The sequence below is a fragment of the Georgenia sp. SUBG003 genome, from assembly GCF_000715355.2.
GTDB lineage: Bacteria > Actinomycetota > Actinomycetes > Actinomycetales > Actinomycetaceae > Georgenia.
The window spans coordinates 594,542-621,297 of the sequence record NZ_CP180204.1 but is presented as its reverse complement, the minus strand read 5'-3'; the positions used below and the strand labels follow the sequence as shown (position 1 = coordinate 621,297).

Annotated in this window: 22 protein-coding genes and 5 pseudogenes; 22 read left to right on the top strand and 5 right to left on the bottom strand. The window is 73.1% G+C overall.

Annotation, left to right across the window (positions count from 1 at the left end):
• Positions 1 to 46: 46 nt before the first annotated feature.
• Positions 47 to 1,498, bottom strand: a complete 1,452-nt coding sequence (locus DA06_RS02895) for a serine hydrolase (protein WP_418607855.1) — start codon at positions 1,496 to 1,498, stop codon at positions 47 to 49.
• Positions 1,499 to 1,570: 72 nt separating this feature from the next.
• Positions 1,571 to 2,075: pseudogene (locus tag DA06_RS02890) on the bottom strand (aldo/keto reductase); the annotation flags it as partial.
• 242 nt (positions 2,076 to 2,317) lie between these two features.
• Between DA06_RS02890 and DA06_RS02885 the strand changes: the two are divergent.
• The 7 genes and pseudogenes from DA06_RS02885 to gdhA all read left to right on the top strand — a co-directional run bounded on the left by DA06_RS02885 (position 2,318) and on the right by gdhA (position 7,983).
• Positions 2,318 to 2,602, top strand: coding sequence for an HU family DNA-binding protein (locus DA06_RS02885; protein ID WP_043497136.1), 285 nt, complete (start codon positions 2,318 to 2,320; stop codon positions 2,600 to 2,602).
• Positions 2,603 to 2,760: 158 nt separating this feature from the next.
• Positions 2,761 to 3,546, top strand: a complete 786-nt coding sequence (gene nagB / locus DA06_RS02880; protein WP_043497135.1) for a glucosamine-6-phosphate deaminase — start codon at positions 2,761 to 2,763, stop codon at positions 3,544 to 3,546.
• Positions 3,547 to 3,592: 46 nt separating this feature from the next.
• Complete coding sequence (locus tag DA06_RS02875) at positions 3,593 to 3,958, top strand: DUF3039 domain-containing protein (protein WP_043497134.1); 366 nt, start codon at positions 3,593 to 3,595, stop codon at positions 3,956 to 3,958.
• Complete coding sequence (locus DA06_RS02870) at positions 3,955 to 5,787, top strand: DEAD/DEAH box helicase (protein ID WP_043497132.1); 1,833 nt, start codon at positions 3,955 to 3,957, stop codon at positions 5,785 to 5,787. The genes DA06_RS02875 and DA06_RS02870 overlap by 4 nt, the downstream gene beginning before the upstream one ends.
• A gap of 109 nt (positions 5,788 to 5,896) precedes the next feature.
• Complete coding sequence (locus DA06_RS02865; RefSeq protein ID WP_170037128.1) at positions 5,897 to 6,052, top strand: hypothetical protein; 156 nt, start codon at positions 5,897 to 5,899, stop codon at positions 6,050 to 6,052.
• A gap of 208 nt (positions 6,053 to 6,260) precedes the next feature.
• Positions 6,261 to 6,617 (top strand): annotated as a pseudogene (locus DA06_RS02860) (AIR synthase-related protein); the annotation flags it as partial.
• 28 nt (positions 6,618 to 6,645) lie between these two features.
• A complete protein-coding gene (gene gdhA / locus DA06_RS02855; protein WP_043497126.1) occupies positions 6,646 to 7,983 on the top strand; it encodes an NADP-specific glutamate dehydrogenase in 1,338 nt (445 codons plus the stop codon).
• 4 nt (positions 7,984 to 7,987) lie between these two features.
• Here gdhA and DA06_RS02850 read toward each other — a convergent pair whose 3' ends face one another.
• Positions 7,988 to 8,158 carry a hypothetical protein gene (locus DA06_RS02850; protein ID WP_418606830.1) on the bottom strand — a complete coding sequence of 57 codons (171 nt, stop codon included), beginning with the start codon at positions 8,156 to 8,158 and terminating at the stop codon, positions 7,988 to 7,990.
• Between the two features lie 184 nt (positions 8,159 to 8,342).
• On the opposite strand from DA06_RS02850, the gene DA06_RS02845 reads away from it, so the two are divergent.
• From DA06_RS02845 to DA06_RS02825, 5 genes and pseudogenes are all read left to right on the top strand, one after another.
• A complete protein-coding gene (locus tag DA06_RS02845) occupies positions 8,343 to 9,842 on the top strand; it encodes a S8 family peptidase (RefSeq protein ID WP_043497124.1) in 1,500 nt (499 codons plus the stop codon).
• A gap of 95 nt (positions 9,843 to 9,937) precedes the next feature.
• Positions 9,938 to 10,009 (top strand): annotated as a pseudogene (locus DA06_RS02840) (hypothetical protein); the annotation flags it as partial.
• Between the two features lie 58 nt (positions 10,010 to 10,067).
• Positions 10,068 to 10,235, top strand: a complete 168-nt coding sequence (locus DA06_RS02835) for a copper homeostasis protein CutC (protein ID WP_418606829.1) — start codon at positions 10,068 to 10,070, stop codon at positions 10,233 to 10,235.
• 25 nt (positions 10,236 to 10,260) lie between these two features.
• Positions 10,261 to 10,680, top strand: a complete 420-nt coding sequence (locus DA06_RS02830) for a copper homeostasis protein CutC (RefSeq protein ID WP_418606828.1) — start codon at positions 10,261 to 10,263, stop codon at positions 10,678 to 10,680.
• A 22-nt stretch (positions 10,681 to 10,702) separates the two neighbouring features.
• Complete coding sequence (locus tag DA06_RS02825) at positions 10,703 to 11,002, top strand: thiamine-binding protein (protein ID WP_043497122.1); 300 nt, start codon at positions 10,703 to 10,705, stop codon at positions 11,000 to 11,002.
• Here the strand turns inward: DA06_RS02825 and DA06_RS02820 are convergent.
• Positions 10,950 to 12,446: an MFS transporter gene (locus tag DA06_RS02820; protein ID WP_418606827.1), complete on the bottom strand. Its 1,497-nt coding sequence runs from the start codon at positions 12,444 to 12,446 to the stop codon at positions 10,950 to 10,952. The genes DA06_RS02825 and DA06_RS02820 overlap by 53 nt on opposite strands.
• Positions 12,447 to 12,621: 175 nt before the next feature.
• Here DA06_RS02820 and DA06_RS02815 point away from each other — a divergent pair, with 175 nt between their 5' ends.
• The 6 genes and pseudogenes from DA06_RS02815 to DA06_RS02790 all read left to right on the top strand — a co-directional run bounded on the left by DA06_RS02815 (position 12,622) and on the right by DA06_RS02790 (position 19,641).
• Positions 12,622 to 14,343, top strand: a complete 1,722-nt coding sequence (locus DA06_RS02815) for a bifunctional metallophosphatase/5'-nucleotidase (protein WP_052436298.1) — start codon at positions 12,622 to 12,624, stop codon at positions 14,341 to 14,343.
• A gap of 263 nt (positions 14,344 to 14,606) precedes the next feature.
• A pseudogene (locus tag DA06_RS02810) lies at positions 14,607 to 16,409 on the top strand (5'-nucleotidase C-terminal domain-containing protein); the annotation flags it as partial.
• 575 nt (positions 16,410 to 16,984) lie between these two features.
• Positions 16,985 to 17,065 (top strand): hypothetical protein, encoded by an 81-nt coding sequence (locus DA06_RS02805; RefSeq protein WP_418607853.1) that lies wholly within the window; start codon positions 16,985 to 16,987, stop codon positions 17,063 to 17,065.
• A gap of 191 nt (positions 17,066 to 17,256) precedes the next feature.
• Positions 17,257 to 17,619, top strand: a complete 363-nt coding sequence (locus tag DA06_RS02800) for a sterol carrier family protein (RefSeq protein ID WP_052436296.1) — start codon at positions 17,257 to 17,259, stop codon at positions 17,617 to 17,619.
• 94 nt (positions 17,620 to 17,713) lie between these two features.
• Entirely contained in the window at positions 17,714 to 18,097 is a 384-nt protein-coding gene (locus tag DA06_RS02795) for a hypothetical protein (protein WP_052436295.1), read from the top strand.
• A gap of 71 nt (positions 18,098 to 18,168) precedes the next feature.
• Positions 18,169 to 19,641 carry an RNB domain-containing ribonuclease gene (locus tag DA06_RS02790; RefSeq protein WP_043497118.1) on the top strand — a complete coding sequence of 491 codons (1,473 nt, stop codon included), beginning with the start codon at positions 18,169 to 18,171 and terminating at the stop codon, positions 19,639 to 19,641.
• 139 nt (positions 19,642 to 19,780) lie between these two features.
• On the opposite strand, the gene DA06_RS02785 is transcribed toward DA06_RS02790, so the two are convergent.
• Positions 19,781 to 21,283: a serine/threonine-protein kinase gene (locus DA06_RS02785; RefSeq protein ID WP_418606826.1), complete on the bottom strand. Its 1,503-nt coding sequence runs from the start codon at positions 21,281 to 21,283 to the stop codon at positions 19,781 to 19,783.
• 131 nt (positions 21,284 to 21,414) lie between these two features.
• Here DA06_RS02785 and DA06_RS02780 point away from each other — a divergent pair, with 131 nt between their 5' ends.
• From DA06_RS02780 to DA06_RS02765, 4 genes and pseudogenes are all read left to right on the top strand, one after another.
• On the top strand, positions 21,415 to 22,884 hold the full coding sequence (locus DA06_RS02780; RefSeq protein WP_043497110.1) for an alpha,alpha-trehalose-phosphate synthase (UDP-forming): 1,470 nt from the start codon (positions 21,415 to 21,417) through the stop codon (positions 22,882 to 22,884).
• Positions 22,881 to 23,816, top strand: coding sequence for a trehalose-phosphatase (gene otsB, locus DA06_RS02775; protein ID WP_052436294.1), 936 nt, complete (start codon positions 22,881 to 22,883; stop codon positions 23,814 to 23,816). Before DA06_RS02780 ends, otsB begins: the two co-directional genes overlap by 4 nt.
• A gap of 142 nt (positions 23,817 to 23,958) precedes the next feature.
• Positions 23,959 to 25,083: an ABC transporter ATP-binding protein gene (locus DA06_RS02770; protein ID WP_043497111.1), complete on the top strand. Its 1,125-nt coding sequence runs from the start codon at positions 23,959 to 23,961 to the stop codon at positions 25,081 to 25,083.
• A 188-nt stretch (positions 25,084 to 25,271) separates the two neighbouring features.
• Positions 25,272 to 26,517 (top strand): annotated as a pseudogene (locus tag DA06_RS02765) (DUF4032 domain-containing protein).
• Positions 26,518 to 26,756: the final 239 nt, after the last annotated feature.

Below are 26,756 nucleotides of genomic sequence, written 5' to 3'. Positions count from 1 at the left end.
GAGCCGCCGCGCCGCACGACCGGCACGGCGACCCCGCCGCATCACCTCACTCGCCGGGCGACCACCCGTCCACGACCATGCGCTCCCGGTCCGCCGGCCGCCGGTCGTCGAACAACGGGCCGCGCGCGGAGTCGACCCGTACCCGGTCCAGGTACACGCCCTGCCCGCTGTACAGCGAGTCGGTGACGTAGCTGAGCCGGACGGTGACGTTGCCCGTCAGGCCGTCGAGCGGGAAGGTGGCGTCCCACCACCGGTGCTCCCCGAAGCCGGAGACGACGCCGTCGCTCGCCCGCTCCTCCGGCCCGGCCACGAGCGTGCCGGGCAGGCGGCGCCAGGTGGCTCCGTCGTCGTCGGAGGCCTCGACGACGAATCGGTCGGTCTCCTCGGTGTGGAACCACAGGTCCAGGGCCAGCTCGGCCCCGCCGTCGGGGACCGGCACGTCGAAGGTGAGCGTGCTGTCGAGCCGGTCGCCGGAGCCGGAGTGCCAGGTCTCCCCCTGCGTGAACCGGTGGTCGGCGGCGGCGAGGCCCGCGGCGCGGGCGACGGCGCGGCGCTGCGGGTTGGGGCTGCCCCAGTCGCGGCTGGGGTGGACCCGGTTGGTCAGGAGGATCGCGATCGTGTCGGTCCACGGGTCGATGACGAGCGAGGTGCCCGTGTAGCCGGTGTGGCCGGCGCTGCCGGGGCTCGTCAGGGCGTCGTGGTAGAACCACGCCTCCAGCTCCGGCCCCAGCCCACGATGGTTCGAGCTGATGCCGCCGGTGCGGTCCCGCATCATCTCCTGGACGGTGGCGGGCTCCAGGATCCGGGCCTGGCCGTAGCGGCCGCCGTTGAGCAGCATCTGGGCGAAGACGGCGAGGTCGTCGGCGGTGGAGAAGACACCGGCGTGGCCGGCGACGCCGCCGAGGGACCAGGCGTTCTCGTCGTGGACCTCCCCGTGGACGAGGCCGCGGCCGATCGCCGGCTGGTACTCGGTGGCGGCGATGCGCGGCAGCAGCTCCGCGGGCGGGTTGTACATGGTGTCGGTCATGCCGAGCGGGCCGGTGATGTGCGCCCCCACGTACTCGTCCAGCGGCTGCCCCGACACGGACTCCACGATCTTGCCGAGCGTGATGAGCCCCAGGTCGCTGTAGAGGTAACGGGTGCCGGGCTCGTAGGCCGGTGCGACGTCGTAGACGGCGGCGAGCCGCGCGTCGAGGTCCGGCCGGGCGTACAGCGGGACCCAGGCGGGCAGCCCGCCGGTGTGGGTGAGCAGCTGCTCGACCGTGACGCCGGCCTTGCCGTTCGCGGCGAAGGCGGGGAGGTGCTCGGCGACCGGGTCCTCGAGCGCGATCTCGCCCGACTCGACGAGCTGCATGACGGCGACGGCGGTGAACAGCTTCGAGATGGACGCGAGGTCGAACATCGTGTCGGTGCGCACGGCGACCTGCTCGGACGCGGGCAGCTCCGTGCCCGGGTCGGCCCAGCGCAGCGAGTGCCCGACGGCGGTCCGCTCGGCCACCACGCCCTTCGAGGCGACCAGCGCCACCGCGCCGGGGTAGACCGGGGTTCGGCCGCGCCGCCAGCCCGGCCGGGTCGAGCGCCGCTCGATCGCGGCCAGCGCCTCGTCGCAGGTCTCCACGCTCACGCCGTAGCCCGCGATGCGCTCCTCGGCGACCAGGGCCTCGAGCGCGTCGAACACCGCCGCGGAGGTGAGGACCTCGCTGGGCGGGCAGTGCAGCTGCACCAGGTCGAGCCTGTCGACACCGAGGTTCGTGCGCGAGCGGTCGGTCCACTCCCGGAACGCCTCGAGGTGGTAGGACCCGGGCACCTGCTCGGCCCGCCTGCCCATCTTGGTCGCCACCGTGAGGTCGACGCCGGGGTTCTCCCGCAGGAAGGACCCGATCAGGCGCTCGCTGCGCCCGTCGCCGTAGACGTCGGCGGTGTCCAGGAAGGTGACCCCGGCGTCGACCGCGGCGGCCAGGACCCCCGTGGGCCTGCGCCTCGTCGACGTCCCCCCACTCGGTCCCGAGCTGCCACGTGCCTAGCCCCACCACCGAGACCTCGCGGCCCGATCCGCCCAACGTGCGCTGCTCCATGCGTTGCTCCTCCTCGTGTCGACGGGTCCATCCTGCCGTGAACAGAGCCCCCGCATCACCGTGGGTGACCAGTGTGACGGATGTGACCACTGAGATGGACGACCAGCCTCCAGATCGCCCGGGAACGGCGTGGACACGCGAAAAATCGGCGCGTTAGAAGCGACAACGACGCCGACGTGTGCGTAGTGTCGGCGCAGCGGCACCAGCAACGGGTGCCCGATCCGAACGATGAGAGGGATTTTATGTCCGTCAACCGCACCGAACTCGTCGCCGCCGTCGCCGAGCGTTCCTCGCTGACCAAGACCCAGGCCGACGCCGCGCTGTCCGCGCTGCAGGAGGTTCTCGTGGACTCCCTCGGCAAGGGCGAGGCCGTCAAGGTCACCGGTCTGCTGAGCGTGGAGCGCGTCGAGCGCGCCGCCCGCACGGGCCGCAACCCGCGCACGGGCGAGGAGATCCAGATCCCCGCCGGCTACGGCGTGAAGATCTCCGCCGGCTCGGCGCTGAAGAAGGCCGTCGCCGCCAAGTGACCTCGCGCTGAGAGCGCAGGGGGCGGGCAGGACCGAGGGCGGTCCTGCCCGCCTCTGCATGCCCACCCGGGCCGCGCCGCGGCGCCGTCCTCCGCCCTGAGGTGCCTGGCCGGTAGCGTGACCGGCGGAACAGTCGCGACGAGGAGAAGAGGTCCTTCGTGCAGGTCGTCATCCAGCCGGACGCCGAGGCGATCGCCTCGCTCGTCGCAGACGAGATCGAGCGGCTGCTGAGGGAGAGGCCCGACGCCGTCCTCGGCCTCGCCACCGGGTCGAGCCCGCTGGCGATCTACGACGAGCTCGTCCGCCGTCACGAGGCGGGACGCGTCTCCTTCGCCCGTGCCCGTGCGTTCATGCTCGACGAGTACGTCGGCCTGGAGGAGGACCACCCCGAGCGCTACCGCAACGTCATCGAGAGAGAGATCGCCGGCCGCGTCGACTTCGCGCCCGGCGCCGTCCAGGGCCCGGACGGCAACGCCGAGGACATCCCGGCCGCGTGCGCCGCGTACGAGGCGGCCATCGCCGAGGCAGGCGGGGTCGACCTGCAGATCCTGGGGATCGGGACCGACGGGCACATCGCGTTCAACGAGCCGGGCTCCTCCCTCGCCTCGCGCACCCGCATCAAGACCCTCACCTCGCAGACGCGACGTGACAACGCCCGCTTCTTCGACGACGACATCGACGCCGTGCCCCGGCACTGCCTCACCCAGGGCCTCGCCACGATCATGTCCGCCCGGCATCTCGTGCTCGTGGCGACCGGCGCGGGGAAGGCCGAGGCGGTCCACCACCTCGTCGAGGGAGCGGTCAGCGCCATGTGGCCGGCCACGGTGATGCAGCACCACCCGCGCGCCACCGTGCTGCTGGACCCAGCCGCCGCGTCACGCCTCCAGCTCGGCGACTACTACCGCGAGGTCTTCCGGAGCAAGCCGGCGTGGCAGGGGCTGTGACGCGGGTGCCCCGCGTCTGCCGTCGGAGCGTGCTTAGACTGTCCGCATGAGCTCGACGACCCCCTCCTCACCGTCCGGCCCGCAGCAACCCGCAGCGCCGTCCTCGCCGGCCGGCGGCACCGGGGTGCTCGAGCGCGAGGAGCTTCGCGAGCAGGTCTCGCCCGGTGACGACGAGCGCTACGCGCACTACGTCCGCAAGGACAAGATCACCGCCTCCGCGGTCTCCGGGCAGCCCGTGGTCGCGCTGTGCGGGAAGGTGTGGACGCCCGGCCGTGACCCGCGCAAGTACCCCGTGTGCCCGACGTGCAAGGCCATCTACGAGGGTATGAACGGCGGTGAGGGCTCCGGCTCGGGCAAGGGCCGTGGCTGGCCGTTCGGCCGCAAGGGCGGCTCGTCGGGAAGCGGGGAGTGACCGCCCCGCACCAGCGCAGGCCGACGCCGAACCCCCCAGCCGGACCCGCCGCCGTCTCGACGGCCGCGGCCGAGCACCTGCCGCCCGCCTACCCGGCGCGCGCGGCCTGGGGGACGGCGTCACGCCTGCGCGCGTGGCAGGCCGAGGCGCTCCAGCTCTATCTCGAGAGGCAGCCGCAGGACTTCCTCGCGGTCGCCACGCCCGGCGCCGGCAAGACGACCTTCGCGCTGCGGATCGCCACCGAGCTGCTCTCCGGCGGCGTCGTGCGGCGCATCACCGTGGTGTGCCCCACCGAGCACCTCAAGACCCAGTGGGCCGACGCCGCCGCCCGCGTGGGCGTGCAGCTCGATCCGAGCTTCAGGAACGCGCAGGGGCGGCACGGTGCCAGCTTCGACGGCGTGGCCCTGACCTACGCGCAGGTCGCGGCCAACGCCGCGCTGCACCGGGCGCGCACCAGCGCCGAGCCGACGCTGGTGATCCTCGACGAGATCCACCACGGCGGTGACGCCCTGAGCTGGGGCGACGCCGTGCGGGAGGCGTTCGAGCCCGCCCGGCGCCGTCTTGCGCTGACGGGGACGCCGTTCCGCTCCGACACGTCCGCCATCCCGTTCGTCGAGTACGTGCCCGACCGGGACGGCATCCGCCGCTCGAAGGCCGACTACTCCTACAACTACGGCGACGCCCTGCGGGACGGCGTCGTCCGCCCGGTCATCTTCCTGAGCTACTCCGGGCAGATGCGCTGGCGCACCAAGGCCGGCGACGAGGTCTCCGCCACCCTGGGCGAGCCGCTCACCAAGGACATGACCGCCCAGGCCTGGCGCACCGCGCTGGACCCCAGGGGCGAGTGGGTCCCCGCGGTGCTGCAGGCCGCCGACCAGCGGCTGACCGAGGTCCGGCGCAGCGTCCCCGACGCCGGCGGCCTCGTCATCGCGACCGACCAGACGGCCGCCCGCGCCTACGCCAAGATCCTGCACTCGATCACCGGCGACCCGGCCGTCACCGTGCTCTCCGACGACGACGGCGCCAACCAGCGCATCGAGGACTTCGCGGCCGGGGACCAGCGGTGGATGGTCGCCGTCCGCATGGTGTCGGAGGGGGTCGACGTGCCTCGGCTCGCAGTGGGGGTCTACGCCACGGCCACCTCGACCCCGCTGTTCTTCGCCCAGGCGGTGGGGCGGTTCGTGCGCGCCCGGCGCCGGGGGGAGACGGCGTCGGTCTTCCTCCCGTCCGTGCAGCACCTGCTGGGGCTGGCGAACGAGCTCGAGATCGAGCGCGACCACGCGCTGGACCGGGTGCTCACCGACGAGGAGAAGGGGGCGTTCTACAACCCCGAGGACGCGCTCGTGGCCGCGGCCAACCGGACCGAGCAGGCCAGCGACGGCCTCCTGCCGGGCTTCGAGGCCCTCGAGGCGCAGGCCTCGTTCGACAAGGTGCTCTTCGACGGCGGCGAGTTCGGCACGGGCGCGGAGGTGGGCTCCGTCGAGGAGCAGGAGTACCTCGGACTGCCGGGCCTGCTCGAGCCCGAGCAGGTGGCCACGCTCCTGCGCGCCCGCCAGGCCGAGCAGATCAGGGCGCAGAAGCGCCAGGCCGGCGCCGAGGCCGCACGCCGGGCGAACGCGGGCGTGGACGACCACCGGCGCCGGCAGGCGGCCCGCAAGGAGCTGTCCAGCCTGGTCTCGGCCTGGTCGCGCCGCTCCGGCAAGCCGCACGGCGTCGTGCACACCGAGCTGCGCAGCCGCTGCGGCGGCCCGGAGGTGGCGCTGGCGCGGACGGACGAGATCGAGGCGCGCATCGCGATGCTGAGGAAGTGGTTCGTCGGCCGCGGGTGAAATCGCGTCAGAACCGTTTCAAGATGCGGTCAGCCCGCGGTGCTGGAACGCTTGGCGCATCGTGAAGGCAGGACCTCCCGTTCTGCCCCTGAACAGAAAGGGTCGTGCCGTGAACATCTGGCTCATCCTCATCATCGTCGGCGTCGTCATGCTCATCCTCGGTGTCGCCGTCGAGGCCGCGAAGGTACTCCTGTGGATCGGTATCGCCGTCCTCGTGATCTCGCTGATCATGTCCTTCGTCTCCCGGGGCAGGACCAGGGTCTGACCGACCCCGTGCGGCGCCGCGGGAGCAGGCCCGCCCCGCCGTCCGCGCACGAAGGAGGCCGTCCCCCGTCGGGGACGGCCTCCTTGCGTCCGGCGGCGTCGTCGGACCGACGCGGCCGCCGTCGTGGCGCGGTCCGCCGTCGTGGCGCGGTCCGCGGTCGGGTCGCGCGGTCCGCGGTCGGGTCGCGCGGTCCGCGGTCGCCGGCGCCGCGGACGGTACCGCCCGCGCCGCGCACGACCTCTCCGCAGGGGGCCTGGCCCAGGCGCTCGTCGACGCCGTCACGCGGTTCGGCGTCGGCGCCGAGGTGGAGCTGACGGACGTCGCCGCGCGCGACGGCGTCGACCTCGCCACCCTGCTCTTCGCCGAGTCCGGGGCCCGGGCTCTCGTCGCCGTCGCCCCGGAGGACGCGCCGCGGCTCGAGGCGCTCGCCGCCGAGCACGGCGTGCCCGCCGCGCGGATCGGCACCACCGGTTCCGCCGCGCTCGCGGTCGACGGCGCCTTCACCCTTCCCGTGGACGAGCTCCGGCAGGCCTCGTCCGCCACCATGCCCAGGTACTTCGGCTGACCGCCGGCCACCCACGAGAGAGACCACGATGCTGCCCGAGCTTCAGGACGTGTACGACCAGGTCATCCGCCGCAACCACGGCGAGGCGGAGTTCCACCAGGCCGTCCGCGAGGTCCTCGAGTCTCTCGACCCGGTCGTCGAGAAGCACCCCGAGTACCGCGAGCACGCCGTCATCAGCCGGATCGTCGAGCCGGAGCGCCAGATCATGTTCCGGGTGCCCTGGGTCGACGACGCCGGCCGCATCCAGGTCAACCGCGGCTTCCGGGTGCAGTTCAACTCCGCGCTCGGCCCGTACAAGGGCGGGCTGCGCTTCCACCCCAGCGTGAACCTGGGAATCATCAAGTTCCTCGGCTTCGAGCAGATCTTCAAGAACTCCCTGACCGGCCGGGGGATCGGCGGCGGCAAGGGCGGCTCGGACTTCGACCCGCACGGGCGCAGCGACGGCGAGATCATGCGGTTCTGCCAGTCGTTCATGACCGAGCTGCACCGCCACATCGGCGAGCACACCGACGTCCCTGCCGGGGACATCGGGGTGGGCGGGCGCGAGATCGGCTACCTGTACGGCCAGTACAAGCGTCTGACCAACCGGGCCGAGATGGGCGTGCTTACCGGCAAGGGCGTGCCGTGGGGCGGCTCGCGTGGTCGTACGGAGGCCACCGGCTACGGCGTCGTGATCTTCGCCGACCGGATGCTGCAGACGGCGGGGAAGGCGATGGAGGGGCAGCGGGTCGTCGTCTCCGGCAGCGGCAACGTCGCCATCTACGCCGTCGAGAAGGCGCAGGAGCTCGGCGCGCAGGTGCTGACGGTCTCCGACTCCTCCGGCTACGTCGTCGACGAGGCCGGCATCGACCTCGGGCTGCTCAAGCAGGTCAAGGAGGTCGAGCGCGGCCGGGTCGCCGACTACGTCGCGCGCCGGCCGGGCTCCCGCCTGGTGCAGGGCGGGCGCGTGTGGGACGTGCCGTGCACGGTCGCGCTGCCGTGCGCGACGCAGAACGAGCTCGACCACCACGCCGCCGAGACGCTCGTGAAGAACGGCGTGGTCGTGGTGGCGGAGGGCGCGAACATGCCCAGCACCCCGGACGCGGTGGAGGTGTTCCAGGACTCGCACGTGCTGTTCGGCCCCGGCAAGGCCGCGAACGCCGGCGGTGTGGCGACGTCGGCCCTGGAGATGGCGCAGAACGCCTCCCGCGAGCCGCTGACCTTCTCCGAGGTGACCAGCAAGCTCGAGGGCATCATGGAGCGCATCCACTTCAAGTGCGCCACGACGGCGGAGGAGTTCGGCCGCCCGGGCGACTACGTGCTCGGCGCGAACATCGCGGGCTTCCGCAAGGTCGCCGACGCGATGCTCGAGCAGGGCGTGGTCTGACCCCTCAGGCCTCCGGGTCCTCCTCGGGCTCGAAGGTGTTCGGCTCGCCGGCGCCCAGCCCCACACCCGTCTCCGGGTTCGGGGCGCCGCCCGCCTCGTCGTTCGCGCCTGCGGTGCCCTGCGCCTGCTCCGGCTCGTCCGCCTGGCCCACGGCCTCGTCAGGGTTCGTGCTCATGCCGATCGATCCTCCCAGGTGGCTCGGACATGTCGAGTGTCCGGCGAGCGGGCGGTGGCGGCAAGGCATCTACGGGAGAGGCCGTCTCCGGTCACGGCCTGTGCGGCTCCGGTGTCGGCGGCCGGCGTTAGAGTCGCGCACCGGGTCGGGACAGGGGGTCCCGACCGGATTCAAAGGGGGATCCATGCGCTTCACCGCACCGTCCCGTCTCGGCGTGACGCTGGCCGCCTCGGCCGCGCTGCTCGCCTCGACCGTGGGACCTGCGTACGCGGCACCCGCCGCGGACGAACCGGCCTCGACGCCCGTCCCGATCGACATCGTGGACGGCACGCTCATGAGCTACGTCGTCAACCTCGACGTGGCGAACCCGGGGCAGACCCGGCTCGCCGAGCGAGCCGTCGAGAACGCGGGCGGCGTCGTCGTCCAGTCCTGGCCGCAGATCGGCGTGGTCGTCGCGCACTCGACCAGCGCCAAGTTCCTGGACGAGCTGCCCACCGGCCCCGGCACGCCCGTCGAGTCGGCCGGGCCCACCCGCACGGCCGCGGTGTCCGAGGGGACGCCCGACCTCGGGCGCGAGACGACGCCGGGCGACCGTGGGGCCGCGCCCTACAAGCGCCAGCTCCGGGTGGACGGCCTCGACGCGGGCGACGTCACCAGCGCCGCCGACGCCGCCGAGGTCCGCGAGGGCGGTCTCTGGAGCCTCGACATGGTGCACGCCTACGAGGCGCACGAGGTCAGCGAGGGCAGCGACGGCGTGCTGGTGGGCGTGCTCGACTCCGGCATCGACGCCGCCCACCCGGACCTCGCCCCGTCGGTCGACGCCTCGACGTCGGTCGGGTGCACGGCCGCGGGTCGGCCCGACACCTCCCCGGAGGCGTGGGGCGTGACCACGAGCGGCCACGGCACGCACGTGGCCGGGACGATCGCCGCCGCACGTGACGGCGCGGGCGTCGTCGGTGTCGCGCCGAACGTGCGGATGGCCTCCGTCAAGGTGGTCAACGACGACGGCTACATCTACCCGGAGTACGCGATCTGCGGCTTCGTCTGGGCCGCCGAGCACGGCATGGACGTGACCAACAACAGCTACTACGTCGACCCGTTCGAGTTCTGGTGCGGCGACCAGCCGTTCCAGGCCCCGGCCATGGAGGCCGTGCGCCGCGCGGTCGACTACGCCACCGGGCGGGGTGTCGTCCACGCGGCCGCGGCCGGCAACTCGGCGTACGACCTCGCGAACAAGTCGACCAACGCCTCCAGCCCCAACGACGGCACGGCGGTCGAGCGTCAGATCAACAGCACCTGCAAGGATATCCCGACCGAGCTCGACGGTGTCGTGACCGTCTCCGCGCTCGGGCAGGACGGCAACAAGGCGGGGTTCTCGAACTTCGGCGAGGGCGTCGTCGACGTCTCCGCGCCGGGTGCGGGCATCGTCTCCACCTGGCCCGGGGGCGGCTACGCCCGCCTCAGCGGCACCTCGATGGCCTCGCCGCACGTCGCGGGGGTGCTTGCCCTGCTGAAGTCCACCCACCCGGACGCGGGTCCTGACGAGCTCGTCGCCCTGCTCGAGGAGCAGGCCGACGACACCGGCTGCCCCGCGGACGCGGGCCTGTGCGGCGGCGACGCGACGGACAACGGGTTCTACGGCGAGGGCATCGTCAACGCCCTCGACGCGGTCACCGCGGGCTGACCGGCGCGCGGCACCGAGGGGCGGTCCGTGACGCGGGCCGCCCCTCGCGTCTCCCCGGGCGCGCCGGGGCGCCTGCTGCCGTCACCTGCGCGACGATGGCCTCGATGAGACTCGAGATCACGGCGCAGGACGTCGAGGGCGTGCGCGTCGCTCACGCGGGCGGCGCGCACCGGGTGGAGCTCTGCCAGGCGCTGAGCGTGGGCGGCCTGACGCCCAGCGTCGGGGGTGACGGAGCTGGCGACGGCGGTCGGTCCGGAGGTTCACGCGCTGGTGCGGCCGCGGGAGGGCGGCTTCTTCTACTCCGCGACCGAGGTCTCGGTGATGGTCCGGGACGTGGAGGCGCTGGTCGACGCCGGCGCGGCCGGCGTCGTCGTGGGGGGCGCTCGCCGCTGACGGCGAGACGCTGGACCGCCACGCGATGAAGGCCCTCGTGCGTGCGGCGGAAGGGCGCCCGGTCACTGTGCACCGGTGCGTCGACGTCCTGCTCGGCGTGTACCGCCGGGACCCTGCGGCGCTGGTGGAGGAGCTCGGAAGCCTGGGCGTCGGCCGGATCCTCACCTCCGGCGGCGCCCCGCGGGCGCTCGAGGGCCTCGACGTGCTGGCCGCCCTCGCGCGGGCGGCTGACGGCCGGATCGAGATCACCGCCGGGGGCGGGGTGCGGCCGGAGCACGTTCCCGCCCTCGCCGCCGCCGGGGTCGACGCCGTCCACCTCTCGGCGCGGACCGTGGTCTCCGACGCCGGGCCGGCAGGTCCGGGCGGCGGCCCGGACGGCTACGCCGCGACGGACGCCGCCCTGGTGGAGGCGGCACGCTCCGCCGTCGCCGCCCTGACGGGCTGAGTCGGCGTCCTAGTCTGGGCCCATGCTCTTCGCCTTCTCAGTAGCCCCCACCACCGCCGAGACCCCGGACGGCTCGGTGAGCGCCGCCGTCGCCGAGGCGGTGCGCATCGTGCGCGAGTCGGGTCTGCCGAACGAGACCACCGCCATGTTCACCACGATCGAGGGCGAGTGGGACGAGTGCATGGACGTCATCAGGCGCGCCACCGAGGCCGTCGCGGCCACGAGCCCGAGGGTGAGCCTCGTGATCAAGGCGGACATCCGGCCCGGTTTCACCGGTCAGCTGACCGAGAAGGTGAGGCGGGTGGAGGAGCACCTTCGCTGACGGCGTCCTGACGCCGTCGGAGGGCGTCGACGACGGAGACGACGAACGCCACCGCCAGGAGCGCGAGCGTCACCCGGAGCCCGACGCTGAGCGCCGGCCCGTAGCCGTCGGCGAGACCTCCGCGGCCGCCCGCCAGGGTGGCGAAGAAGACCGACGTGACGACGGCGACCCCCACCGAGGCGCCGATGCGCTGGGTGGTCTGCAGCAGCCCGCCGGCGGTGCCGCCCTGGGACACCGGGACGTCGGCGAGCGTGAGGGTCTGGTTGGGCGAGATGACGACGCCGTTGCCGAGCCCGGCCAGCGCCATCCAGGCGGCCATGGCGACGGCGGCGCGCGGCCCCTCCACGGAGGCGACCGTCACGTCGACGCCGACGATCCCGACGGCCATCACCACGACCCCGGCCACGACGGTCCAGCGGCCGAACCGCTGCATGAGGCTCCCGCTGCGGGCGGCGGACAGGGCGCCGAGCAGGGCGAACGGCGTCTGCACGAGCCCCGCGTGGAGCGCGGTGAGCCCCAGGCCCGCCTGCAGGTACAGCGTCCCGGCCAGGAAGATGCCGGTGAACCCGGCGAAGTACGAGGTGCCCACCACCGCGCCGAAGCTGAACGACGGCGTCCGGATCAGTGCGGAGGGGATCACCGGCGAGCCGCCGGCACGTTCCGTCCTGCGTTCCCACAGCACCAGGAGAACGACGCTCAGCAGCCCTCCGGCGAACAGCCACCACGGCGTCCGGTCCGGGCCTCCGGCGGTGCTGACGAAGGGGAGCATGACGCACAGCACGCTCGCCCCGATGAGCCCGAGACCGACGACGTCGATCCCCAGCCGGCCGCCACGGCCGCGCTCCTCGCGGGGCAGGTACCGCAGGGCGAGCGGCACCAGCGCGGCGCCGATGGGGACGTTGACGAGGAAGACCGAGCGCCAGCCCTCACCCGGCCCGAACAGCGCGATGAGGATCCCGCCGAGCAGCGGGCCCGTGGCCGTGGAGATGCCGACGGTGGCTCCGTAGAGGCCGAAGGCGCGACCCCGCTCGGGCCCGCGGAACAGCTGCTGGATCAGCGCGATCACCTGGGGGTTCAGCACGCCGGCGCTGACTCCCTGCAGGAGGCGCATCACCGCGAGCATCCCGGCCGACGTCGCCAGGCCGCACGCGGCGGAGAAGACGACGAACCCGACCAGGCCGGCGACGAACGCCCCGCGCCGGCCCAGGACGTCGCCCACGCGGCCCGCCGGGACGAGCGCGAGCCCGAACGCGAGGGTGTAGCCGGCGACGATCCACTGCAGGTCGCTGGGGCGCGCGCCGAGCGACGCCTCGATGGACGGCAGGGCGACGTTGACGATCGAGACGTCCAGCAGGGTCATGAAGCCCGCGCCCAGACACACGGCGAAGGCGCGCCACCGGGCGCGGTCGGCGTCCGGATCCGGTGCACCCACGGACGAGGTCACCGCACAGGTCTAGCAGGCGGGGGCGCGCTGCGACATCGGTGGCCGGTCCGGTCCGTCCGGCGGGAAAAGCCGACACCATCGTTCAGACGGCACCGGTCCGCAGCGCTAGGTTCGGCGCTACCGAGCACGACTGACCCGAAGGAGTGTCATGTCAGCAAGAAGCAGCACGGGCACGGTGAGGAGAACCGTCGTCCTGACCGGTACGGCTCTCGCCGGTCTCGCCCTGTTGGCCTCGTCGGCGACGGCCGCTCCGCCGGTGAGCGGGTCCCGACCGGGCGACGTCGAGGTCCAGCTCCTGGCCATCAACGACTACCACGGCCACCTCGAGCCGGGCCTTCCCGGCAGCGTGGGCAGCAGCCCGGCGGGCGGCAGCGAGTACCTCGCCACGCACCTCCAGCGGCTCCGCGAGGGCCACCGCAACAGCGTGACGGTGGCGGCGGGTGACCTCATCGGCGGCAGCCCGTTCCTCTCGGGGCTCTTCCACGACGAGCCGTCGGTCGAGTCCCTCAACGCCATGGACCTCGACATCGCCGGCGTCGGCAACCATGAGTTCGACGAGGGGGTCAGCGAGCTGCTCCGCATGCAGTACGGAGGCTGCCACGCCGACGGCTGCTACTTCGAGGACCAGCCTTACCCTGGCGCCGACTTCCAGTGGCTGGCCGCCAACGTCAAGAACGCCCAGGATGAGACGCCCCTGCCGCCGTACGAGATCCGGAAGTTCCAGGGCGCGAGCGTCGCCTTCATCGGCATGACGCTCGAGGGCACCGCACCCCTGGTCGCCCAGTCCGGTATCGAGGGGTGGCGCTTCGACGACGAGGTCGAGACCGCCAACGCGCTCGTGCCGGAGCTGAGGAGCCAGGGGGTCGAGGCGATGGTGGTCCTCCTGCACGAGGGCGGAGCGCAGACCGGCACCTTCGACCAGTGCGTGGGCATCTCGGGCCCGGTCGTCGAGATCGCCGAGGCGCTCGACCCGGCCATCGACGCCGTCATCACCGGCCACACGCACCAGGCCTACAACTGCGAGATCGACGACCCGGCCGGCCAGCCGCGCCGCGTCACCAGCGCCTACTCGTTCGGACGGGTCATCTCCGAGATCAACCTGACCATCGACCGGACGACCAAGGACGTGCGGCGGGACGCGGTCACCGCCATCAACCACGTCGTCACCCAGGACGTCGCCAGGGACGCCGAGCAGACCGCCATCCTCGACAGGTGGAGCGAGCTCGCGGACGTGGTCGGTGACCGTGAGGTCGGCACCATCGCGGCCGACATCGCCCGGCAGTACGAGGCGGGCGGCTCCGACAACCGGGGCGCCGAGTCCGACGCCTACAACATGGTCGCCGACGCCCAGCTGTGGGCCACCCGGGACAACGGCGCGCAGATCGCCCTGATGAACCCCGGCGGCGTGCGCTCGGACCTGCTGTACGCCTCCTCCGCGCGGGGCGAGGGCGACGGTGTGGTGACCTACCGGGAGGCTTTCACCATGCAGCCCTTCGGGAACCTGCTGAGCACGATCCCGATGACGGGTGACCAGGTGCGACGGGTCCTGGAGCAGCAGTGTCAGTCGCGGTACCTGCACCTCGGGGTGTCCGAGGGCTTCACCTACGACGTCTCCCGTGAGCTCGACGGCCGCATCTGCACGCCGGGCAGCATCGAGGTGACCAACATGCGGCTCGGCGGCGTCCCGATCGACACGGACGCGACCTACATGGTGACCGTGAACAACTTCCTCGCCGACGGAGGGGACAGCTTCACAGTGTTCCGGGAGATCCCGGCGAGCGAGCGTATCGGCGCCGGCGAGGATCTCGACGCCCTTATCGCCTACCTGGGCGCGCACCCGGACCTCGCGCCTCCGGGGACGGACCGGGTGAACGAGCTGGTCCCGGTCGCCGGCTGACACCGGACCGCGTCGAGGATTCCCCAACGGCGGGAGGGCCCGGCCGGCAGCCGTGCCGGCCGGGCCCCCCCGTGCCCCCAGCCTGGCCCGCTCGCGTGCCCGCGGCCCGGACCGAGCACGCCGCCGGTGCCGACGACGGTCCCGATCCGTCAGGGCGCCGTCGACGTGGTGGCCGCCGCTCGCGTGCCCCCGGCCCGGCGACAGCGGGACAGAGTTTCGGACGCGAGAACGGTTCGTGAACTTCTGGGGCGTGTCGGTCCGCTATGGCTTTCCAGGATGAAATCGGCCGCTACGCTTCGGCTGTTCCGTCCCTCCGGAAGCAAGAGGATCCGATGTCTCACGATCGAGCGCGTCGCCGCGCGTCCAGACTCACCCGTCCAGCCGCAGCGCTGGGCGTTCTTTCGTTGTCGGCCCTGGGCCTGACCGCCGTCCCGGCCTCCGCCGAGGTCGCTCCGCCCGCCGACGACGAGACCGCCACGACGGCGCCGGCAGAGCCGGCCGCCGAGGCGAGCGCTCCCGTCGCAGACGCGCCCGAGGCGCCGGCCGACGTGCCCGCCGAGGTTCCGCCGGTCGAGGACGCTCCGGCGCCCGGGACCGCCGACGTGCCGGCGGAGGAGCCGCCGGCCGCCGAGGAGACCGAGCCCTCCCCGCAGCCCGCCGAGGGCGCCGAGGCACCCGCCGAGGTGGTCGCCCCGCAGAGCGTCGACCCGGCAACGGGCGTCGTCACCCTCGACATCATGGCCATCACCGACTTCCACGGCGCGCTGGAGCAGGCCCCGGAGATCGCGGGCCGGGTCGAGGCGCAGCGCGTCGCCAACCCGGACTCGGTGTTCGTCTCGGTCGGCGACAACATCGGAGGCTCGGCCTTCGAGTCGGCCATCGCCGAGGACGTGCCGACCATCGAGGTCCTGAACGAGATGGGGCTGGTCGCCTCCGCGGTCGGCAACCACGAGTTCGACCAGGGCTACGACGACCTGTCCGGCCGGGTCGCAGGCCTCGCCGACTGGAAGTACCTCGGTGCGAACGTCCAGGGCGAGAGCCCCGACCTCGCCTCGTACCACGTCTGGGAGTCCCCGTCCGGCGTCACCGTCGGATTCGTCGGCGCCGTGACCACCTCGACCAGCACGAAGGTCTCCCCGGCGGGGATCGAGGGCATCACCTTCACGGCCGAGGCGGCCGCGGTCAATGAGGCCGCCGCCGAGCTCTCGGACGGAGTCGACGACGACACGAACGAAGAGGCCGACGTCGTCGTCGCGCTCGTCCACGCCGGAGCCGGAGCCTCCCTCACGGGCGGACTCGACACGGACGTCGTCGACGCGCTCTTCACCGGTGACAGCCACGCCGAGGTGAACACCACGGTCAACGGCATCCCGGTCCTGCAGACCGTCAACGGCGGCGAGCAGATCGCCCACCTCACCCTCGAGTACAACCCCGAGACGGACGAGGTCGCCGTCGCCCGGCAGGGCATCGTGGCCGTCGACGGCACCGGGCCGATCGACGCCGAGGTGGCGCAGACGGTCGACACCGCCCTCGCCGACGCCGAGGAGCTCGGCTCCGTGGAGGTCGGCACCGTCTCCGGCGCGTTCGACCGCGGCACGAACAACGGCGAGGACACGGGCGCCAACCGCGGCACGGAGTCCACGCTGGGCAACCTGGTCGCCGAGGCGCTGAGGTGGAAGGCCGAGGACCTCGGGCAGGCCGTGGACCTGGGAGTCGTCAACCCGGGCGGGCTCCGGGCCGACCTGGACCAGGACGGCGACGGGGTGGTCACCTACTCGGAGGTCGCCACGCTCGCGCCGTTCGGCAACACCGTCGCGCTCGTCGACCTCACCGGCGAGCAGATCGTCACGATGCTGGAGCAGCAGTGGCGGATCCCCGAGGAGGACGGCGACCGCTCGCTCCTGCGGCTCGGCCTGAGCGGCGACGTGACCTACTACTACGAGCCGTCGGCGGAGATCGGCGAGCACATCCTCCACGTCGAGATCAACGGCGAGCCGATCGACCTGGCGGGCACCTACACGGTCGCCACGCTCAACTTCCTCGCCGCGGGTGGAGACGCGTTCTCCGTCTTCACCGAGGGCACGAACCTGAACGACACCGGCTACATCGACCGGGACGCCATCGCCGACTACATCTCGGCGGCCGAGGTGCTGTCTCCCGACTACACGCAGCGGTCCATCGGTGTCACCTTCGTCACCGACGTGTCGGGCGAGGTCACGAGCGGCGAGGAGGTCGTCGTCGAGCTCTCCTCGCTGGCCTTCACGTCCGGCGAGCCCAAGCCCGAGTTCGTCACCCTGTACTTCGACGGGGCAGAGCTGGGCCAGTTCCCCGTCGACCTCACGGTGACCCCGAACTCGGACGAGACGGGCAGGGCTCGCGTGGCCTTCACCGTCCCCGACCTCGCGGAGTACGAGGTGGGCGACGTGGTGCTCCTCGAGATGGTCTTCGGGGCTACCGAGGACAGCATGCAGTCCGTCTCGCTGGGCCTGGAGGTGACCGAGTCCGGCGCCGTCGTGCCGCCGGCGGGTGGCGACGACGAGCCGGGTGAGACGGTGCCGGACGAGACGAGGCGGTCGTCACTCCTGTCGACGACTCGACCCGGGGCACGCTCCCCGACACGGGTGCCGACGCTCGCGCGGGGATCATCGGCGCCGCGGCGCTCACGCTGCTCGGCGGCCTGATGCTCGCGCTGGCGCGTCAGCGCCGCTCGACGGTCGGCTGACGTCGGCGCACCGCACCTGACTGCCAAGGGCCCCGTCCACCACCCGGTGGGCGGGGCCCTTCGCCTGGTGCCGCGCCCCTCGCCTGGTGCCGCGCCCTTCGCCTGGTGCTGGGCCCTTCGCCTGGTGCCGCGTTCATCGGAGCTACCGTGTGTCCGTGCCACCCCGCCGACGAATCGACCCCACGAAGGGCATGGCCGCCCTCACCAGCTGGTTGCGGTCCCAGGAGGAGGCCGGAGCGGAGCCGACGTCCGCCGTCGTCCGTGCTGCCGTGCGGTTCACGCTCGAGGAGCTCGCCGTGAGCTCGCCCGGAAACTCGGTCGAGGTCCGTGTGCCGCCCGCGGGCGCGGTCCAGGCCATCACCGGGCCCCGGCACACCCGGGGCACCCCTCCGAACGTCGTCGAGACCGACGCGACGACGTGGCTCGCCCTGGCCACGGGACGCCTCGCCTGGGAGGACGCCGTCGCCTCCGGCAAGGTCTCGGCGTCGGGCACCCGGGCGGACCTGGGCCCTGTTCTCCCGCTCATCACCCGGGCAGGTAGGTTCTCTTCGTGACCGGCTCTCCCCGACGACCCCCAGGCCGCCCGTACGCCCGACGAACCGCCGACGGCGGAGCCCGCGTCCCCTGCTGCCGGAGGCGGCGAGCCCGATGCCCCCCCAGGCGGACGCTCCTGCCGAGCCAGCGGACGCCCCTGCCGAGCCAGCGGACGCCCCTGCCGAGCCAGCGGACGCCCCTGCCGAGCCAGAGGTCCGCGTCGCCGACGTCGTCGACCGGAGCACCGTCCGCCGCGCACCCCGCTACGGCCGGTTCGTCCTCGCGGGCGTGGCCCTGGCCGCCGTCGTCTCGGGACTCCTCGCCCTGCTGACCCCGCCGAGCCAGTACTCGCCGTCCGACCTCTTCTGGATCCTCTTCCTCCTCCTGGGGTTCGTGCTCGGTCTCGCCGCGGCGGGGCTTGCCGTCGTGCTCGACAGGCGCTCCGTCAGGCGACGCGACGCTCGCACGGCGGGACGTCGCACGCCTCCCGAGGCCTGACGCCGCTGCCGGAGAGCGCTGCCGTTCAGCGACCGGGGGCGGCGGTCAGCCACCCGCAATAGGGTGCAACCGTGCCCAGCCGACACCTCGCGCTCGACACCGCCGCGCCCGACGAGTTCTACGTCGCTCTGAGAAGCCTGCGGGACGAGCTGGACCTCGAGCCAGAGTTCTCGTCCGCGGCGCTCGCCGAGGCCGAGGCCGCCGCCGACGTGCCGCTGCCCGGGACCGACGCCACGGACGTCCCGTTCGTCACCATCGACCCGCCCGGCTCGCGCGACCTCGACCAGGCCCTGCACATCGAACGGGACGGTGAGGGTTTCCTGGTGCGCTACGCCATCGCGTCGCTCGCCACGTTCGTCGAGCCCGGCGGGGCGCTCGACCAGGAGGTCCACGAGCGCGGGGTGACGGTCTACGGACCCACCGGATCCATCCCGCTGCACCCGACCGTGCTCAGCGCGGGCGTGGCGAGCCTCCTCCCCGACCAGGACCGGCCCGCCTGCCTGTGGCACCTGCGCCTCGACGCGTCGGGCGAGCTCAGCGAAGCCCGCGTCGAGCGGGCGGTCGTGCGCTCGCGCGCCCAGCTCACCTACGAGCAGGTCCAGGCCGCGGCCGACGGCGAACGGGAGCTTCCCGGCAGCAGTCCGACGAACCTGCCGGAACTGCTGCGCGCGGTCGGCGAGCTGCGCCAGCAGCTGGAGCGCGACCGCGGCGGTGTCTCCCTCGACATCCCCGAGCAGCACGTCGAGCGCAACGCTCACGGTTACGCGCTGTCGTACCGCGCGACGCTGCCGGTCGAGGGATGGAACGCGCAGATCTCCCTGCTGACGGGCATCGCGGCCGCCGGTCTCATGCGCGAGGCGGGCGTCGGGATCCTCCGCACCCTTCCGGACGCGGACCCCCGGGACGTCCGGCGCCTCCGCCGGGCCGGCGCGGCGCTGGGTGTCGACTGGCCTCGGGGGACGTCCTACGCGGAGCTCGTCCGGACGCTCGACTCGGCCGTGCCCGCCCACGCCGCGTTCCTCAACGAGGCGACCAGGCTGTTCCGAGGCGCCGGCTACCTGGCCCTCGGCGTCGGCGACGACACCGGCGGCGACCAGGCCACCACCCGGCACGCCGCCATCGCGGCCGAGTACGCGCACGTCACCGCTCCCTTGCGTCGGCTGGTCGACCGGTACGGGCTCGAGATCTGCCTCGCCCACTGCGCGGGTGAGGACGTGCCGGCCTGGGTCTTCGAGGCCCTGCCGGGGCTGCCGGCGACCATGGCACGCAGCGCCAGGCGGGCGAACGCGTACGAGCGCGGCGCCGTCGACGCCCTCGAGGCGCTCGTGCTGCAGCACCGTGTCGGGGAGACGTTCGCCGGGGTGATCGTCGAGAGCGACGACGGCGGAAAGGACGGCGCAGCCGAGCGCGGCACGGTGGTCCTGAGCTCGCCCGCGGTCGAGGGGCGTGTGGACGGCAAGAACCTCCCGGTGGGGGAGGCGGTGCAGGTCCGTCTCGTCGACGTGGACGTCCCCGAGCGGCGGGTGCGGTTCGAGGTCGCCTGAGCCGCCGGCGGGTGTGGTTCGAGGTCGCCTGCGCCGGAGTCATACGCGTCACCGCACGGCTCGTTACGGGCGGTCGGACGCTCTCCACAGCCCTGACCTGCGAGGACGTTGGTGCAGCACTCGATGTCGTAGGCCGCCGCTAACGTTGTACGCATGTTCGACGACGAGGCTGCAGCGGCTGCTCAGGGACCGGATCCGGATCCGGTGCCGGGGGGCGTGGCGTGCGGCGGAGCCGGCGCCGGTGGCGATCGAGGTGCTGCCGGTCGGGCGGTCGGTAGCGCTGCAGGCGCGGATGTCCTGGCGGGGCATGCTGGCGGAGCTCGCGCTGCATGCGGACCCGTCCGAGGTGGACGTCGATGCCAGGTGCGGGTCGACCATCGCCGGTTCGCGGTCGGGCCCAGAAGGAGCGGACGCGCCCGCAGCGGGAAGCTTGTCGGCGGTGGCGGCCGCGGCGGAGCTGGTGCGGGTCGCCCGGGGGCTGCCGTGGTGGGACGAGGCGCCGGGTCTGTCGGTGCGGGCGCCGGAGCATCCGTGGGTGCGTGCGGCACAGGCCGCGGCGGAGTCGGGTCTGACGTCGCTGCGGCGCAGGTCCTGGAGTCCTCGCCGGCCGGGCCCGGCGCTGGTGGGCCGGCTGGCGCGGGCCTCGGTCGCGGGCGCCGTCATGGAACGCCCGCGTGCCGTCACCGAACGGGGTGGTGGCGAGGCCCGGCGCGGCCGTGGGAACGTCGGCGGCCCCGGCTCCCGCCGGCGGTGCGGCCGTCGCTGGTCCGGACGACGCCGCCACCCCGGCGGGCCCGGCTACCGCGGCCGTCGCTCCGATCACCTGGGTGAGCTGGTCGTCGCCCCAGGTGCGGTCGAGCACCGCGAGCACGCCGTCGGGGTCGAGACGCCGGGCCGGGTCGGGGTCCAGCGCCGCCCGCAGCGCCCGCGCGGTCAGCTCGGGCAGCCCGTCGACGTCCACCTGCCCGGTGGCGACCCGGGCGAGCACCACCCCGGTGGGACCCCGACCGAACGGCGGCCGGCCCGTGGCGGCGAAGACGAGAACGGCGGCCCACCCCCACCAGTCGCACTCCGGGCCCGGCTCCGCGCCGGCGATGACCTCCGGGTCGAGGTAGCCCGGGGTGCCGGTGACCATGCCCGTCTGGGTGAGCCGGGCGTCGTCGGCCACCTGGGCGATGCCGAAGTCGATGACCACCGGGCCCTGCTCGGACATCATGACGTTGCCCGGTTTGAGGTCGCGGTGGACGACGCCGACCGCGTGGATGGCACGCAGCGCCTCGGACAGCCCGTGGGCGAGGTTCGACAGCTCGTCCGGGGAGAAGGGTCCGTCGGCCGCCACGTCCTCCTCGAGGGTGGGGCCGTCGACCAGCTCGGTGACGACGAACGCCTCCGCGTCCTCCACCTCGGCGTCGAGCACCCGGGCGACGCCCGCGTCGCGCACCCGGTGCAGCAGGGACACCTCCCGCGCGAGCCTGCGGCGGGCCTGGGGATCGGTGCCGATGTGGGGGTGGAGCAGCTTGAGCGCCACGCGGCGCCCGTCGGCGTCGACGGCCTCGTGGACCGTGCCCATGCCGCCGGCCCCGAGGCGGCGCAGCAGCCGGTAGCCACCGACCTCGTGCACGTGCTGCCCCGGCTCCGTCATGCCTCAACGCTACCTACCGCGAGCGCCGGCGGACCCCCGGCTCCGGCGCGTCCCCGCCGGTCTCCCACCGGGCGTGGCGACCACCACGCCGGTACGGTGGCGGTAAACCCCGAGAAGGAGCAGAGATCGCCGTGCCTGCCGGAGAACACGAGTTCGTCGTCGTGGCCAACCGCCTCCCCGTCGACATCACCGTCGCGACGGACGGGTCGTTGAGCTGGGAACGGTCGCCGGGGGGCCTCGTCACGGCGCTCGCGCCGATCATGCAGAAGAACGACGGCGCCTGGGTGGGCTGGTCCGGCCAGGCCGGGTTCGAGCACGAGCCGTTCGACGGCGAGGGCATGCGGCTGTGGCCGGTCGCCCTCAGCGAGGACGAGATCGCCGCCTACTACGAGGGCTTCTCCAACGGCACCCTGTGGCCGCTGTACCACGACGTCATCGTCCCGCCCGAGTTCCACCGGACCTGGTGGAACACCTACGTCTCGGTCAACCGCCGCTTCGCCGCGGCCGCCGCCGAGGCCACCGCGCCGGGCGGCACCGTGTGGGTGCACGACTACCAGCTCCAGCTGGTCCCCTCGGTGCTGCGGCTGCTGCGCCCGGACGTGAAGATCGGCTTCTTCAACCACATCCCGTTCCCGCCGGTGGAGATCTTCACCCAGCTCCCCTGGCGCCGGCAGGTGGTCGAGGGGCTGCTCGGCGCGGACCTCGTCGGCTTCCAGCGCCCCGGCGACGCGTCGAACTTCCTGCGGGCGGTGCGCCGCCTGACCGACCTGAAGGTGCAGGGCCCACAGGTGACGGTGCCGGGCCGCTGGTCGCGCCCGGACCGCACCGTGCGCGCGCAGGCGTTCCCCATCTCCATCGACGCGGCCTCCTTCGACGCCCTCGCCCGGACCCCGGCCGTGCTGGCCCGTGCCAGGGAGATCCGCAAGGAGCTGGGCAGCCCGGACGTGCTGCTCCTGGGCGTCGACCGCCTGGACTACACCAAGGGCATCCGTCACCGGCTCAAGGCGTTCGGCGAGCTGCTGGAGGACGGCCAGCTGCGCGTGCCCGAGGCGTGCATGATCCAGGTGGCCAGCCCCTCGCGCGAGCGTGTGGAGCAGTACCGCCAGCTCCGCGACGAGGTGGAGGTGACCGTCGGCCGCATCAACGGCGACTTCGGCACGCTCGGCCGTGCGGCGGTGCACTACCTGCACCACTCCTACCCGATGGAGGAGATGGCGGCCCTGTACCGGGCCGCGGACGTCATGCTCGTGACCTCGCTGCGCGACGGCATGAACCTCGTGGCCAAGGAGTACGTGGCGGCGCGGTCCGACCTCGGCGGCGCGCTCGTGCTCTCGGAGTTCACCGGCGCCGCGGACGAGCTGGGCCAGGCGCTGCAGATCAACCCCCACGACATCGACGGGACCAAGGCGACCGTCATGCGTGCCATCGGGATGGAGGCCCGGGAGGGACGCCGCCGGATGCGCAGCATGCGCCGTCGGGTCCTCGAGCACGACGTGCAGCGCTGGGCGGACGACTTCCTCGGCTACCTCGCGATGTCCGTCCCCAGTCCCATGGCCGCCGCCCCCGTGTCCGTCCCCAGCCCGCAGGAGGCCGCCCGGTGACTCTCCGACCCGCCGACGACCCGCGCGCGTCCCGCCCCGGCTCCCCCGGGGACGACGGCGCAGCCGCCACCCACGACGCCGGGGTCCCCGGCCCCGGCGTCGCCGCGCCGCTGTTCACCGCGCACCTCGAGGAGTCCCTCGACCTGGCCCTGCGCGAGCTCGCGGCCCAAGGCAGGATCCTCGTCGCCCTCGACTTCGACGGCGTCCTCGCGCCCATCGTGCTGGACCCGACGACCTCACGGATGCTGCCGGTGTCCGCGCAGGCCGTCGCTGGGCTCACCCAGCTGCCGGGGGTCGAGGTCGTCCTCGTCTCCGGTCGCGAGGCGGGCGACCTGGTGGCCCTGGCGGGCGTGCCCGCGGGCACCCGCGTCATCGGTTCCCACGGCGCCCAGTGGGGCCGGGTGGCCGACTCCCCCGACGGCGGCACCACCCTCGAGGCCGAGCCGGTCGAGCTGACGGACGAGCAGACCCGGCTCAAGGCCGAGGTGCTGCGCGAGACCGAGGCCCTGGCCGCGCAGGTCGAGGGCGCGTGGGTGCAGGTCAAGCCGGCCGCCGTCGTCCTCCACACCCGGCCGGCCGAGCGAGAGGCCGGTGAGCGCCTCACCGAGCGCACTCTCGCCGGTCCGGCGTCCCGGGCGGGCGTGCACGTCGTCGTCGGCAAGGAGGTCGTGGAGATAGCCGTCCTCGAGGTGACGAAGGGCGACGCGCTGGTGCAGCTGCGCTCCGCGCTCGGCGCCGACGCGGTCCTCTACGCCGGTGACGACACCACGGACGAGGACGCGTTCGTCGTGCTCGGCGAGGGCGACGTCTCCGTCAAGGTGGGCGACGGCGACACGGCGGCGGCGTACCGGGTGGCCGACCCGGACGAGTTCTCCGCCGTCCTGGTGCGCCTCGTCGAGCTGCGTCAAGGGACCCACGACTCACATCCGTAACATTCGTGTGCCACTATGGGTCCGGCAGCTGTCGCGGACCACGGTGTCCGCGGCGGTTCGCTGTGTCAGAGCGGACACCTCTCGGCACTCTTCACTACGGATCGTCCGGCACGTACCTGCCGGTGAAGGGATGTACATCACCATGGCCTCCGTCACCTTCGACAAAGCCACCAGGATCTACCCGGGCTCCGAGCGCCCGGCGGTCGACGCCCTGGACCTCGAGGTCGCCGACGGCGAGTTCCTCGTCCTCGTCGGCCCCTCCGGCTGCGGCAAGTCCACCTCGTTGCGCATGCTGGCCGGCCTCGAGGACGTCAACTCCGGCCGGATCTTCATCGGCGACCGCGACGTCACCGACGTCCAGCCGAAGGACCGTGACATCGCCATGGTCTTCCAGAACTACGCGCTCTACCCGCACATGTCCGTCGCGGACAACATGGGTTTCGCGCTGAAGATCGCCGGCACCCCGAAGGCCGAGATCGAGCAGCGCGTCAAGGAGGCCGCGAAGATCCTCGACCTGACCGAGTACCTCCAGCGCAAGCCGAAGGCGCTCTCCGGCGGTCAGCGTCAGCGCGTGGCCATGGGCCGCGCGATCGTGCGCCAGCCGCGCGTGTTCCTCATGGACGAGCCTCTGTCCAACCTCGACGCCAAGCTGCGCGTGCAGACCCGCACCCAGATCGCCTCGCTGCAGCGGCGTCTCGGCGTCACCACGGTGTACGTCACCCACGACCAGACCGAGGCCCTGACCATGGGCGACCGCATCGCGGTCCTCAAGGACGGGCTCCTCCAGCAGGTCGGCACCCCGCGGGAGATGTACGACACGCCGGCCAACGTCTTCGTCGCCGGCTTCATCGGCTCCCCGGCCATGAACCTCGGCGACTTCCGCGTCGACAATGGCCAGGCGGTGCTCGGCGAGGCGCACGTGCCGCTCTCGCGCGCCACGATCGACGCCCTGACCGACGCCGACAACGGCAAGGTCATCCTCGGGTTCCGCCCCGAGTCCCTCGACCGGGTCCCCGAGCACGACGGCGGCATCCCGGTGACGGTCAACCTCGTCGAGGAGCTCGGTTCGGACGCGTTCGTCTACGGCGAGCTCGCCGGCTCGCGCGAGCTCAGCGAGCACCTGGGCTCCGGCGAGGACGCGGACCAGATCATCGTGCGCATCGACCCGCGCGACGTGCCGATGAAGGGCGACAAGATCCACGTCCGGATCCGCCAGGGCGAGCAGCACGTGTTCTCCTCGGCGACCGGCCGGCGCCTGCCGCAGTAGCACGGCCGCCCGCCGCTCCGGCGGGCACCCGTACGACGTCGTCGTGAGGGGGGCGGGTCCTCGGACCCGCCCCCCTCTCGTGCAGGCGGTAGATTGGCCGTACCGGCCGCCGCGATCCGGGCGAACCTCACACCTCGAGCAGCCCGGAGCCCGCCTGCGGCGGTGGAGCGACCGGGGAGAATGGCCTCATGGCACAGCAGCTGCAGATCACCGCCGCACGGGTGGATCCTGCGCTGCTCGACCTGCCGTGGGAGGTGCCCCTCGAGGAGTGGCCCGAGGACGTCCTCGCCGCCCTGCCCCGCGGCATCTCCCGCCACATCGTGCGCTTCGTGCGGCTCTCCGGCCGGGTCATCGCCGTGAAGGAGATCGGCGAGTCCGTCGCCTACCACGAGTACGAGCTGCTGCGGTCGCTGGGCCGCCTCGAGGCCCCCGCGGTCAAGCCGCTCGCGGTGATCACCGGGCGCACCTCGCCGGACGGCGAGGAGCTGAACTCGGTGCTGGTCACCGAGCACCTGCAGTACTCCCTGCCCTACCGCGCCCTGTTCAGCCAGTACATGCGCCCGGAGACCGCGGGTCGCCTCATCGACGCCCTCAGCGTGCTGCTCGTCCGGCTGCACCTGCTCGGCTTCTACTGGGGCGACGTCTCGCTGTCGAACACGCTGTTCCGCCGGGACGCCGGTGCCCTCGCCGCCTACCTGGTCGACGCGGAGACCGGGGGAGCTCCACCCGTCCCTCACGCCCGGCCAGCGCGGGTACGACCTGGACCTCGCGCGCACGAACATCATCGGCGAGCTCATGGACCTCCAGGCCGGCGAGATGCTGGACGAGGACGTCGACGTGGTCGAGGTCGGCAACCAGATCGTCGACCGCTACGAGTCGCTGTGGGCGGAGCTGACGCGCGAGGAGTCCTTCGGCTCCACCGAGCGCCAGCGGGTGACCGAGCGCATCAACCGCCTCAACGACCTCGGCTTCGACGTCGGCGAGCTCACCATCACCACCGACGTGGACGGCACCACCGTCTCGATCCAGCCCAAGGTCGTCGACGCCGGGCACTACCACCGGCAGATCATGCGGCTGACCGGCCTGGACGTGCAGGAGAACCAGGCGCGGCGCATGCTCAACGACCTCGAGAGCTACCGCGCAGAGACGGACCGGCAGAACGACGACCTGACCATCGTGGCGCACGACTGGCTCGACGAGGTCTTCAACCCCACCGTCCACGCCGTTCCGCGGGACCTGCGCCGCAAGCTCGAGCCCGCCGAGATCTTCCACGAGGTGTTGGAGCACCGCTGGTTCGTCTCGGAGCAGCAGGCCCGGGACGTGCCCATGCACGAGGCCGTGGGGTCCTACGTCGAGAAGGTGCTGCGGCACCGCCCGGACGAGCGGGCGTTCCTCGACCGCGACACGGTCGAGATGCCCGCCGTCGACCTCTAGGCCGGCAGGACACCCACCGGCGTGCGCAGAAGCCGGGCCCGGCGGCCTGCGGCCCGGTCAGCCGCGCCGGCTCCGCCGCGCCATCACCAGGGCGGCGACGGGCGACTTCGCCGCGGACCTCAACGCCTGGTCCGGCGGGGCGCTCGGCCCGGCGCACACGCTGCGGCAGAGCGCGTTCCTGCGCGGGCGCAACGCCTCCCGGCGCGTCGCCGGGCTCCTCTACGCCGGGTCCAGCACCA